Origin of the sequence: Lactobacillus ultunensis DSM 16047, assembly GCF_001436305.1 — a bacterium.
Taxonomy (GTDB): domain Bacteria; phylum Bacillota; class Bacilli; order Lactobacillales; family Lactobacillaceae; genus Lactobacillus; species Lactobacillus ultunensis.
On the sequence record NZ_AZFO01000045.1, the window covers coordinates 1 to 12,285 of the forward strand.

A 12,285-nucleotide genomic window follows, 5' to 3' on the forward strand; every position below is an offset into this window, starting at 1 on the left:
TACTTGACAGGGAATGTATCAAAATATACGTTGAGACGGCTTTATGCTATATTTTTTAACTATTTATCATTATTTACTTAAATGAATTTCTCGATCAAAGATATTACGCATCCCTTCATTCAAATTGTGCGCAATAAACACAATTGTTGTATCTGTCTTCACTAATTGATCTAAAATCTTCATAGTTGCTTTCTGATCAATAGCACTGGTTCCTTCATCAATTAAAAGCAATTTACTATGATGTACCTTCCCACGTGCTAAAACAATTTTCTGTCTTTGACCACCTGAGATATTTAGTTTATCTAGATTAATTATTGTTTGCAAACCATTTGGGAATTTTGCTATATCAGTTGCTAACTGTGCTTTTTTAGTTGCACTTGCTACTAAGCCATTCAATCGAGCATTAAACATTGTAATATTTTCTGCTATTGTTGCTGGAAAAAGTACTGGATTTTGTGGCAAATAACCAATTGCTGCTAAATCAGGGTGAATTAATTTCTCATTTTCATCAAAAAATCGAATCTTACCTCTAGATGCTTGCAACTCACCTAAAATCAACTTGAATAAAGTACTTTTACCAGTTCCGCTATCCCCCGTCAATAGTACTTTTTCTCCTGCTTTCACTTCAAAGTTAGGAAAAGTTACACCTTCACCATTTGCAAAAGCAACTGCTAAGTTCTTTATTGAAAAAGCAGCTGGCTGTTGTAAATTAGCAACTTTCTTGTTTTCAACTTCTTTTCTGGATTTCAAAATTTCTTGTCGCAATTTTTTAGTTGACCTCATTCGACCACCATAATTAGCAATGCCTTGAAGCGAACCAAATAATGCACTATTAAAATTCCCAATACTAGCAATCAAACCAAATACAGCTAAATGTTCAACTACCAAAAAGCCAGTTAGTAAAAAAATCAAGGCATCTCCTACTGAATAAGCTAATTGATTCAAATAATCAAGTTCTTGGTCCACTTTCTGTTTCTGAATATTAGCTATCTCTAACCGACCAGATTTTTCAGCAATTACTTTGAATAATTTCTGACTAGCTAAATATCTTCGGATCTCGGACAAGCCAATCAACCAATCACCTAAAGTTTGTAAATATTTCTTATTCGTGTCAGATACCCGGTTTATTGCCTTCTGCAAAGGTTTATTCAACAGCTTAGGTAAATAGATCTGTACTCCTGCGAAAACAAGACAGGTAATTAGTAAGGTCCACTGAAAAGTAAATAACGTTAAAGCAACACTTAAAATTGTTATTGCCATTCCTGCAACGTAACGAAATGAATTCAAGTAATCATTGTGTAACAAAGTTAAATCATTAGTTAGCCTATTCTGAACACTACTAGAAAGATGACTTTTACCATCTTCAAAATAATGATCCGTTAATTCTTGACGAATCAAATGGAGATAGTTTTGCACATGTTTCTGCCAAATAATTCCGGCTAGATTATATGATAAATAAGTCAAAACATAGCAAATAATCTGCAGTACACTCCAGAAAACAAACATGCGTAAATCACGACTACGAACGGCATCAAACTGTAACGTTAATAAATAAGCTACGCCAATTTCTCCAACTGCACCCAACATTTGCAAAAGAATTCCTACACAAAAGCGCCATGGATTTAATTTAAATAATTCTTGCCAGCTCATTATTTACCCTCCAAATGAATTTCACGATCAAATAGCTTTTTCTGGTCAGTACTTAAATTATGAGCAATCATAAGGACAGTATTTTTAGTCCCTACCAAATTACGCAAAATTTTAGTCGTGGCTTCTCGATCAATTGCACTTGTCGCTTCATCAAGATAAAGGAGAGTCTTTTTATGAATAAGAGCTCGCATAAGCACAACCTTTTGTCGTTGCCCACCTGAGAGAAGATCCTGTTTTACCTTTAATTGAGTATTTAATCCATTTTTTAGTCGTCTTACATCAGCTGAAAAAGCGTTCCCTTCAACAACCGATTTAACCTGATCATTCAATTGTTGATCAAACATTGTGATATTCTCTAAAATCGTTGCATCAAACATGGTCAAATCCTGTGCCAGATAACCTATTTGATTCAGATCAGGTTTGATGACTTTTCCAGCTTGATTACGATAAATCACCACCCCGCTTGTTGGCTCAATTTGACCTAACATTGTTTTAAATAAAGTTGATTTACCCGTACCACTATCTCCCGTCAGCAAAATCTTTTCACCACGATGAATAGTAAAATCAGGATAACTAATTTGTTCACCTTGTGAGTATTCAACACTCAAGTCTTTAACCTCAATTGTTGCAATCTCATCAATAGAATCATGATTTTTTTCAGAAGACATTTTCTGCAGTTCTGCTAAACGGTTACGCAAGGTTCGTGTCGACTTAAGTTGCGCATATTTAGTCACACAACTTTTTACACTATAAAAAATTCCATTTGCAAAGTAACCTGCCGTCAAAATCGCGCCTAAACTTACCTGATGATTAAAGAACAAAATACCGGCGATAACAGGAACACCTACACGACCTGCAACATCAAAGATAGCCGCAACTAACTCAACATAAATTAAAGTCTTGTCTCGACGATACTCGCTTTGTTCCAAATCATTACTAGAATTAGCTATCTTTTTCTTCAAAATCGCCTTATTTTTATATCTTCTTAGCTCCTCTAGACCATCAAACCAATTTGCAATTGTATTTAAAAATCTAGCGTTTTTAGATGAAACTTGCTCAGTAGCCTTATTTGTGTACTTTTCCAAAAGTCGTGGCACCGCAATAGCCAAAAGCGTAATCAATAGACTATAAGCCACTAGAATCCAGTGAAAAGTAAATAACGTCCCTATAGTAAACACAACATAAATCAAGTCACAGGCAAAGTAAAAATAGACATCATAATAGCTTGTTTGGATCATCTGCAAATCGTTACCTAAATGATTTTCCATTTCACTAACTTTATCAGGTTTTTGGTAATAATGATGAACGATCTTTTGACGTACATTATGAAACAGATTCTGTGTTTGTTTAGTATTCTGCACGCTGGCAATATTGAAACTAGAATTACAAATTTGTCCAATAATAAATTGCACGCCAATCATCTCAATGAACAGCACAAAATTTCCCTGGGAAATAGCATTTAGCTCTGGACTAGTCAGATAAGTGTATACCGTTGTTGTTGCTTGAGTCAGCGTAATCAAAAATAATACTAAAAAAGCGCGTTGGCGATTTATTCTCAGATATTCTTTTAAACCCATTTGTTTTCCTCATTATTCTCTGCAATAACATATTGACGAATTGGTTATCCCTAATCATGATTTGTTGCAAAGAAAAAGCACTGCTTATTCGCATTCGAATTAACAGTGCAACAAATAAAGGTCAGATTTTCACGAGAAAATCCCCCTTAATTCGTTTACTGCTAATATATGAAATGCGAGCTGAAAAATGGGTACACTAAATAAAGTGTAAAAATTAACTTTTTCTGCTTGTCAACAAATCAAATATTAGAGATTCAGTAAACGAATCATATGGCAATTTCCTCTTTTCTATAAGTTAATTAAAACTATATCATATTATTTTCATTTTGCAATAATTTCTTTATTCTTCATCTAAATATTCTTGCAAAACTCTAAATACCCCATTCTCAGTATTAGCTGGGGCAATAAATCTAGCATGCTTTTTCACCTTATCCATACCATTTGCCATTGCATAAGAATATTTAGCAAAATCAAGCATAGCAATATCATTGCCACCGTCACCAAAAGCAATCAGATCATCGCCTGTCATGCCCATCTTTTTTAGCAAACGTTCCAAACCAGTACCTTTACTAATGCCTTGGACATTCACATCAATAGCAGAAGTTGCAGAAGCAAAAGCAGAAATTTGATTAACATGATTATCATTAAATTGTTTTTCAATGTTAGACGCATGCGTACTATCCATATTGAAAGTAATTTGATAAATATCTTCGTGAGGTAAATCATTCCAGTCATCAAGGACTGCACTCTTACCAGCAAAGTAAGCCAAAAAGTCCCGCTCTTCCTTCGGAACTTCTGTATGCAAATAGGCCACGTCTTTCTCAAACACCATCGTAGCCATTTTGCCATATTCGTCATGTACGTCACGAATTAAACTGAGTACATATTCACGAGCAAGTGGAAAGCCACCAGCATCTTGACCCTTAATAATCAATCTTGAACCATTTAAGGTTACAAAATCCATACGATCACAGAAGCCACTAAAATCTTGCTTTAATCTCGCATAGGGACGCCCAGAAGCAACAATAAAGTGCACACCTCTCTTAGCGAATTCATTTAAAAGTTGATCGAATTGTTCATGATTAAATTGTTTACGGTCATCTAAGAAAGTTCCGTCCATATCGACTGCGACCGCTTTAAATGGTAATGACATTTTTTCACCTCATAAATTTACTACTATTTTAATATTATCATTTTTAAAAGAAAAAGCAGAAGAGTATCTATATTTAGATATCTCTTCCACCTTTTATCTAACCTGTAAACGAACTTTTCTGCCATGTCGTAAAACAACAATATTAATCAACAATAGAACCACTGTCACAGCAAGAAATGCAAGATTGTCATTCCAAAACATTATCCAGCCCCAATGCGAAAGCGAGTCAGGTGTCACTAATTCAAGAATCGCTACATAAATATAAAATACAGCAAATATAGCTGCAATAACGTAACCAATTCCTGCTAAGAAATATAACAAGTAACCAACTAGTTTAACCTTGTGTAACATAAACTGACTACCAATTAATACCAACATAATTGCTACGCATAGTGGTGCAACATAAAAAGTCCAGAATCCCATACTCATACCCCTGTGTTTTTTAAAGGTATTATTGCGAAGATTTCTAAAAATTTGTTTAAGTCGAAGTTAATTTTACTTAAATTGTAAGAGTTCCTGTTCAAGCCAAATGACAATTAATTAAAACTGTATCTTTTTTCAATGTCAAATAAGATTAAAAGTAAACAAAATTTGTCATCTTTGTCTATTAATTTTCAAGTAATCTATAATGAAAATAAAGAGATGATTAACTTGTACCTTTTAAAAGAATAAGTTCAGAAATATAAATAGAAATGAAGGAATATTATGAAACCCGAGAATTTAAAGAAACTTTTGCATAATAATCGACATAAGTTTCAAAAGAATCACGATAAAGAAGACCAATTAAATATCAATTATGTAAAGATTAAAGATTTACGGTCTACCAATAAGGCAATTGCTTTTAATATGGTCAGAAACCAGGTAATTGACAATCAATTAAATAAATATATGCATCCCAATTCCGTTCATATTCGGCTTAAACCATATTTTGACTCTGACACTTGGGTAAAATGGCTCGGCGTTTTAGGTGATGTAACCTTACCAAATAAAACTAATCTCAATGGTTCATTATTAATCGATAAAATTTCTTGTTATTCTAAGAAATTGGAGATTTTAGATTATCATGTATGGTTGAATATCGATAATATCAAGTATCTAGGACATCCAGATCAGCAATTAGCAATTGGTGATTATATCGAAGGTTACAGTCAAGTTAAACAGTATGGTCAAGGAAAATATGGCTTAGTTGCCACCTATCTTAAAAAAGCTGGCATGTTCATTGGTACCAATAAACCAGAAACATTTGTCAGCAGCTATGATCGCCAAGATTCCTGGGTAGTTGAATTAAAAAATAATAATTTAACCAAGAAGAATTACACTGAAAATTATTTAACCAAAAATCGTGCTGCTTTTGCAGAAAATGGTGCGCACGTAGATGCCAAGTTTCAGCCAAGTCGATACAAAAAGTTCCAACAACGTTTGCAGAATCTACAACAAGGTGAATCGGATGATGTCTTACCTTTAATTGATAAAAATAAGCAGCAATATTCAGCTACAGTGGTACGCAGCCATGCGGTCAAGCTACCAAATATTGCTCACAAAATGCCACAACTTGAAGTAAAGAACGTCACCGTTGAAGATAGCGACCGCTTAGTTTTTGCTAAATACTATCTACCCTATGTTAGTGACATTAAGAAATTAGGCGAATTACACACCAATGATATTATTCGTTTTACCAGCGAAGCAACCCCATCTAACAGTGGCGTTTTCAATATGGTAACTGATTTTGAATTGCTTACGCCACATCCTTTCGTACCGGTTCCATCCAACCCGAACGCATTTTTAGGATATATTATGTGGCGTCATCCTGAAGAAGGTGAATCCAGCTATATTGCTAATTATCAGAACTGGGCTCTAGCCAAAAAGGTTCACACAGAAGAGATTGCTAGCGAAATTGATTCGTTGCGTCCAACCTCTGATTTATCTGAATTAGATTTAGCAAAGAATCTGGGTGTTGATAAAACCTTAGTTGAAAATGCTAGAAAACAAGGCTTAATTAAACCAATAGAAGAAAGTGGCTTAACTAGAAGATATGATAGTAAAACCTGGAATTTACTTCGTCAAGTAATCGGTGCTCAAGATGGAGCTACGGTTGAACGGTTAAAGCAGATTTTTCCTATTTATACAACAGATGACATTGCCAAAAAGACGGGTATTAACCGCAGTGAAGTTGAAACACGTATTAAACAAGAGGAATTTTTCCCACTTAACGGATTACACTACTCAATCAACATTTATGGTCCAAAGGTACTAAAGTTATTCAAAGCTCGTAAAAGCGTACAAGATTTGTTACCTAATAAGACTGGCGTAGTTAAGAAACGTGAGATTCCGGTTGATAAACCATTACCTTTACCAACTGAACCTAAGAAGACTGAGCCGATCGATGTTAAGAAGCATTTAATCAAATTTGTGAAAACTCAGCCAACGGAGCTAGTCGAGAAAGATAAACCAGAAGTTACGAAGACTAAACCGGCCAAGCCGATTGAGCCAAAGCCAACTGAGTCGACTACTCCAAAGATTGAAAAAACAGCAACTAAACCTGCGGTTGCTCAAAAGCCTGAAGTCCAACCTACCGAAGCAAAAGAGAAAAAGCAAGCAGTTACAACGATGTTGCTAATCACGGCATTTGATGAGACAGTTTATGAATATCCGGTCGCAGATGCAGAACAAGCAGTGACAGAAATTATGGCAGCTGCTGAAAAATCATTAGTCAACCAGATGCTTCGAGTTAAAAATGTTGCTTCTGGACAAATGGAAACCATTTCGGTTAAAGCAATCCTGAAGATAAAGCAAAAATAATTGTAGATAAATAATAAAGCTGAAGTTCTTGATTTTAGAACTTCAGCTTTTGATTTAAATATCCAAAATTTTCTTCTTTTTAGCTTTAAATTCTGCTTCGGTCAAAATACCTTGATCTAGCAGTTCTTTCAGCTTCTTGATCTGCTCCACTTGTTCATCCAAGTTGCTATTGCCTTGGGCTATCTTGGACCACTTTTTCAAATTTTCGGCAAAAATTGGAGCAGTCGTCTTATCAATCGAATTAATATCCAACGTATCGTTGCCAACAATCAAGGTCAACTCGTCATACATCAGTTGGTGCTTCAAAACTACGCTCTTAATTTGAGCCAAGGGAATCGTCTTGCCACTTTCACCCGTCATTTTCTTACTTAAAATAATCAAACGCTGATTGGTACAAGCTAGCAAAACTGTTGCATTCTTCTCATTGATACCGACTGTTGCATACTCAATTTTTTCACCATCTTGCATTAAATTGACTAATGGCCTGAGTTCCTTGCTGCTGAGCCAGATCTCATAAACTTCCGCATCAATCAATTGCTGTTTAAAATCGGCTGGCAAATCCAGCTTTTTAATTTTTGCAATAGCTTGTTGACTGCGTTGTTGAGCTAAAAATGTTTGATTTGCTTTCTTTTGTTTTTTGCTAAATAAATCGAAAAGTCCCATAAATTTTTCCTTAGTGTGCTTATTTTATCTATATTATGAACTAATTTTAGCAAAAGAAGAAATTTAAAAATTATTTTATTTTTCAAATACTCGCTTAAAATCTTCTATTGCTTTACTATGATTCCGTTCATCTGGAATAATGGCATAGATTACAGTTGAAATACTAGTAGGCTTATCAAAAACTTTACGCCACATTTTAGCTACTTCATCAGACTTAAAACCAAAAACGCCAGCTCCCCAAGCACCTAAGATCAGCACATTTACATGTTGATCTTCTGCAATCTGTTTAATAAAATTCATTCGATTCAACATTGCGCTATCAGCATCACTGTAGAACTTCATCTCAGCTTCGATATCACGCAAGTTGCGACGACCAACACTTTTATTAGGTGCGGCACAAGTAATCACATCACTCTTGCCTTGGGGCACGCTACTTGTGCCCCACAAAATATCTGGCGAATAAAGTGCACGATTCATGTATATACTGTGATTGTAGTGCTGCTTATTCCATTCGTAAAAATCATGTTGACTGGAAATCACTGGATATAAATTTGACTGAGTACAAATTGCTTCTTCTTGGGCCATTGCACCATTTAAGAAGCCACCACCAGGATTAGTGTAGGAAGCAAAATTTAGAGCGGCTATTTTTTGATGCTTATAAGTCTTGAAGGCTTTAATCGCAGCTTGATCTGTAGCCAGTGGCCAGACAATTTGTTCAGCATTTTTACTAAAATCTGCATCCCTTTGCTCAGTAAAAGCATCTACGTCGTAGACTACGGTACCGGCAATCGAATCATTAATTTGATGCTGGAATAATTTTTCAACCATTACCTCATGCTTGCGTGCAACCTCACGGTAATACGCGCGTTTATTCCTCAAATCTGCCATAATTTTCCTTTCCAAAATTTAATTTTTTTATGGTGCTAACATAGAATTTTCTGTCTATTTTCCTACCTCGATTTTACTCTAAATCGCTATGATTTCATCGCATGATTCATAATTGCTATTATTTAAAAGGTTTTAACAATATTAAATATTTTCTTTCATTAAAAATTCTCCCAAAACCTTTTCATAATAATTGCTCGTATCCTATCTAAACGGGTAAACTAGAAGGTAACAAATACTGCAAAGGAGAAACACATGAAATATAATCAATACGCTTATGTTGAAACAAGCTTTGATCAACAAGTTAAAGAATTAATCGATATCAACTTCCTGCCACGCAACTACGATGACTGGTCTTTCAGCGACTTGCTCGCAAAGTTGGTAAAAAACGTCATCGCCGAGGCCAAAACCGACGCAGCCAAAACGGCCAAGCTTAACGAATTCGCCGTATCTGCCAAGCAAACTTTCGCTAACTTTTTAAAGGAAAAGCCGGAGTCAATCGGTACCGCACAATTCTACAACGTTGCATTACAATTGCTCGGCTACCACGTTCACTATGACTACGACTTCACTGATCCAACCGGTTTTATGCAAAAAAACGCCCTTCCATTTGTTCAAGATATTAGCGACACCCACAAGCTGATCTCTGCTTTCTACCGCCTACTTAACACACGGACTAAGAATGGTCAAATTCTCCTTGACGTTATGGCTGGTAAAGGCTACTTCACTCAATTCTGGGGTCAAAATAAATTCAAATTCTTCAATGGCAAGTCAATTCCTGTATTTGACACTAATAAAGTTATCCGTGAGGTTGTTTATGTTGAAACAGACCTAGATACGGATCACGATGGCAAGAGCGATCTTATTCAAGTTACTATTTTTCGCCCCGCTGAAACTGAAAAAGGACTTAAGGTGCCTGCACTTTATACAGCTTCCCCATATTTTGGCGGAATTATTGCGAATGAAAAGCGTAACCACAATGTTGACGAAAAACTTGAAGATGCCTCAACGTGGAACAATCCAAAATACGTTCATTCACCAGAAGTTAAGGCACAAAAGCCTGATGGTTCTAACCACCCTGCTACTGAAGAAGCTGTCCACAAATCATCCTATCCACTCAACGAGTATATGCTTGCACGCGGTTTTGCAAGTGTCTTCGCCGGTGCTATCGGTACGCGTGGCAGTGACGGTGTGAGAATTACAGGTGCTCCTGAAGAAACTGAATCAGCAGCTGCTGTCATCGAATGGCTTCATGGCGATCGCATAGCTTACACCGACCATACTAGAACTGTTCAAACTAAGGCTGATTGGTGCAACGGTAACATCGGAATGACTGGTCGCTCCTATCTTGGTACTTTGCAAATTGCTATCGCTACTACTGGCGTAAAAGGTCTTAAGACTGTGGTATCAGAAGCTGCTATTTCTTCCTGGTATGACTATTATCGTGAACATGGTTTAGTAATTGCTCCAGAAGCTTGTCAAGGTGAAGATCTAGACTTATTAGCAGAAACCTGTCAATCAAACTTATGGGATGCCGGCTCTTACTTGAAGATCAAACCAGAATACGACAAGATGCAGAAAGAACTGTTTGAAAAAGAAGACCGCAAGACCGGTCAATACTCCGACTTCTGGGAAGCCAGAAACTATCGCCACCATGCAGATGGCATTAAGTGTTCCTGGATCTCTGTTCACGGTTTAAACGACTGGAATGTTAAACCTAAGAATGTTTACAAGATCTGGCAATTAGTATCCAAGATGCCAATGAAACATCACCTCTTCTTGCACCAGGGTCCACACTATAACATGAACAATTTCGTCTCCATCGACTTCACCGACCTGATGAACCTCTGGTTTGTCCATGAACTCTTGGGCGTAGAAAACAATGCTTACAACCAATGGCCAACAGTCATGATTCAAGATAATTTGCAAGCTGATAAATGGCATGAAGAACCTGATTGGAATGATCAATTAGGTCATGCAAAAACATACTATCCAACTGATGAGGGCAACTTATACGAAGACGGAAATGGTAAAGCAGAACAATCCTTCACAGATAAAGGCGGCATCGAATTCAAAAAAGCTGGTATTTCAGAAAGTGATTGGCAATATAAATTTATCTGTGGTGATGAAAAGTGGGCTAAACCAAGCTTACGTTTCGAAACAGATGAATTCATCCATCCAACAACTATAGTTGGTCGTCCTGAAGTTAAAGTACGCGTTAAAGGATCTTTACCAAAGGGACAAATTTCTGTTGCATTAGTCGACCTAGGCAAAAGAAAACGTCTGACTGCCACACCTAAGTTTTTAATGCGTGGTGGTCAAGAATTAGGCTACAGATTTGGAACTGATACTTTGCAAGAATTCGTACCTGATAAAGAGACCAAAGCTAAGTTAATTACTAAGGCACACATGAATATGCAAAACTTTAAGGATATGAAAAAGCCTGAAAAAATCGAAGCTGATAAATTCTATGATCTAGATTTCTTGCTTCAACCTACTTATTACACTTTGCCATCTGGTAGTAAGTTAGCCTTGATTATCTATTCAACAGATGAAGGAATGACCAAGCGTCCACTTGAAGAAGAAACTTATACTATTGATTTAGCTCAAACTGAAATTAAATTCTACGAAAAATAAAATAGAGATATATTGAATAAACAAAAAATTGAGAGTTAAGTAACTCTCAATTTTTTTATTGTTCAAATATTTTCTTATATTCACCATATCCAGCTTTTTCTAATTCATCATAAGGAATGAATTTCAGTGCCGCTGAATTAATGCAGTAGCGCAACCCACCACGATTTACGGGACCATCAGTGAAAACATGTCCCAAATGAGATTGAGCTTCTGGACTTCTCACTTCAGTCCTTTCCATCCCATACGACTGATCACGCCGATAAGTTAATTTCTTGATTGGCTTAGTAAAACTAGGCCAACCACAACCTGCATCATATTTATCTTGACTAGAAAAAAGTGGCTCTCCAGAAACAATATCTACATAAATACCCTTTTCATAAAAATTATTATATTTTCCAGTAAAAGGATATTCAGTACCCGCTCTTTGAGTGACGTTATATTCTTCTTCAGATAGCTTTTTCAAAGCCTGCTCTTTTTCTTCTTTACTTAATGTCATAATTCATCGACCTACTAAATATGTTCGGTAGTACTTGGGAAGAAATTATCAATTTGTTTTTCATAAATATCAAAACGATATCTAGTTAAAAACTCGTTAGCTGGATCATAGATCCGCACTTGCAACATTTCGTTTTTACCATTCATATGAACCTCTTTATTAGGCACCTCTAAAAATGGCTTAAATGCAGCAATTACATTCTGATAAGAACTATAGACATGGACATTGCTTTCTATAATTTCTCCATTACGTGCATACCGTCGTCCATTAATTACATAAACTGTATTATCATTCATGATAGACACTTCCTATTTAAAGATTCTCTACTTCTATTTTAATCCAAAAACACAAATTCTTTTTTTCATTTAAATGAAAAAAAGCGCCAAATGAATTGATACAATCCCACTAAAGTGGACGATTGAAAT

At 35.9% G+C, this 12,285-nt stretch carries 10 protein-coding genes; 2 read left to right on the forward strand and 8 right to left on the reverse strand.

Annotated features, from left to right (window positions below):
* Positions 1 to 69: 69 nt before the first annotated feature.
* The 4 genes from FC57_RS09510 to FC57_RS09525 all read right to left on the reverse strand — a co-directional run bounded on the left by FC57_RS09510 (position 70) and on the right by FC57_RS09525 (position 4,803).
* Positions 70 to 1,650, reverse strand: coding sequence for an ATP-binding cassette domain-containing protein (locus FC57_RS09510; protein ID WP_007125335.1), 1,581 nt, complete (start codon positions 1,648 to 1,650; stop codon positions 70 to 72).
* A complete protein-coding gene (locus tag FC57_RS09515; RefSeq protein ID WP_007125334.1) occupies positions 1,650 to 3,227 on the reverse strand; it encodes an ATP-binding cassette domain-containing protein in 1,578 nt (525 codons plus the stop codon). Before FC57_RS09515 ends, FC57_RS09510 begins: the two co-directional genes overlap by 1 nt.
* A gap of 340 nt (positions 3,228 to 3,567) precedes the next feature.
* Positions 3,568 to 4,380, reverse strand: a complete 813-nt coding sequence (locus FC57_RS09520) for a Cof-type HAD-IIB family hydrolase (protein ID WP_007125333.1) — start codon at positions 4,378 to 4,380, stop codon at positions 3,568 to 3,570.
* 93 nt (positions 4,381 to 4,473) lie between these two features.
* Positions 4,474 to 4,803 carry a hypothetical protein gene (locus FC57_RS09525; RefSeq protein WP_007125332.1) on the reverse strand — a complete coding sequence of 110 codons (330 nt, stop codon included), beginning with the start codon at positions 4,801 to 4,803 and terminating at the stop codon, positions 4,474 to 4,476.
* Between the two features lie 282 nt (positions 4,804 to 5,085).
* Between FC57_RS09525 and FC57_RS09530 the strand changes: the two genes are divergently transcribed.
* Complete coding sequence (locus FC57_RS09530; protein ID WP_007125331.1) at positions 5,086 to 7,179, forward strand: hypothetical protein; 2,094 nt, start codon at positions 5,086 to 5,088, stop codon at positions 7,177 to 7,179.
* Between the two features lie 54 nt (positions 7,180 to 7,233).
* On the opposite strand, the gene FC57_RS09535 is transcribed toward FC57_RS09530, so the two are convergent.
* Both FC57_RS09535 and FC57_RS09540 read right to left on the reverse strand, forming a co-directional pair.
* Positions 7,234 to 7,842 carry a PH domain-containing protein gene (locus tag FC57_RS09535; protein WP_007125330.1) on the reverse strand — a complete coding sequence of 203 codons (609 nt, stop codon included), beginning with the start codon at positions 7,840 to 7,842 and terminating at the stop codon, positions 7,234 to 7,236.
* A 75-nt stretch (positions 7,843 to 7,917) separates the two neighbouring features.
* Positions 7,918 to 8,730 (reverse strand): TIGR02452 family protein, encoded by an 813-nt coding sequence (locus FC57_RS09540; RefSeq protein ID WP_007125329.1) that lies wholly within the window; start codon positions 8,728 to 8,730, stop codon positions 7,918 to 7,920.
* A gap of 252 nt (positions 8,731 to 8,982) precedes the next feature.
* Here FC57_RS09540 and FC57_RS09545 point away from each other — a divergent pair, with 252 nt between their 5' ends.
* Entirely contained in the window at positions 8,983 to 11,364 is a 2,382-nt protein-coding gene (locus tag FC57_RS09545; protein WP_007125328.1) for a Xaa-Pro dipeptidyl-peptidase, read from the forward strand.
* Between the two features lie 55 nt (positions 11,365 to 11,419).
* Here FC57_RS09545 and msrB read toward each other — a convergent pair whose 3' ends face one another.
* Together msrB and FC57_RS09555 are read right to left on the reverse strand one after the other, a co-directional pair.
* A complete protein-coding gene (gene msrB, locus FC57_RS09550; RefSeq protein ID WP_007125327.1) occupies positions 11,420 to 11,860 on the reverse strand; it encodes a peptide-methionine (R)-S-oxide reductase MsrB in 441 nt (146 codons plus the stop codon).
* Positions 11,861 to 11,874: 14 nt separating this feature from the next.
* Positions 11,875 to 12,156: a hypothetical protein gene (locus tag FC57_RS09555; RefSeq protein WP_007125326.1), complete on the reverse strand. Its 282-nt coding sequence runs from the start codon at positions 12,154 to 12,156 to the stop codon at positions 11,875 to 11,877.
* Between the last annotated feature and the right edge of the window lie 129 nt (positions 12,157 to 12,285).

Coding starts and splice junctions, on each gene's coding strand:
- FC57_RS09510 (WP_007125335.1), bottom strand. CDS start 1,650: ATGAGCTGGCAAGAATTATTTAAATTAAATCCATGGCGCTTTTGTGTA.
- FC57_RS09515 (WP_007125334.1), bottom strand. CDS start 3,227: ATGGGTTTAAAAGAATATCTGAGAATAAATCGCCAACGCGCTTTTTTA.
- FC57_RS09520 (WP_007125333.1), bottom strand. CDS start 4,380: ATGTCATTACCATTTAAAGCGGTCGCAGTCGATATGGACGGAACTTTC.
- FC57_RS09525 (WP_007125332.1), bottom strand. CDS start 4,803: ATGGGATTCTGGACTTTTTATGTTGCACCACTATGCGTAGCAATTATG.
- FC57_RS09530 (WP_007125331.1), top strand. CDS start 5,086: ATGAAACCCGAGAATTTAAAGAAACTTTTGCATAATAATCGACATAAG.
- FC57_RS09535 (WP_007125330.1), bottom strand. CDS start 7,842: ATGGGACTTTTCGATTTATTTAGCAAAAAACAAAAGAAAGCAAATCAA.
- FC57_RS09540 (WP_007125329.1), bottom strand. CDS start 8,730: ATGGCAGATTTGAGGAATAAACGCGCGTATTACCGTGAGGTTGCACGC.
- FC57_RS09545 (WP_007125328.1), top strand. CDS start 8,983: ATGAAATATAATCAATACGCTTATGTTGAAACAAGCTTTGATCAACAA.
- msrB (WP_007125327.1), bottom strand. CDS start 11,860: ATGACATTAAGTAAAGAAGAAAAAGAGCAGGCTTTGAAAAAGCTATCT.
- FC57_RS09555 (WP_007125326.1), bottom strand. CDS start 12,156: ATGAATGATAATACAGTTTATGTAATTAATGGACGACGGTATGCACGT.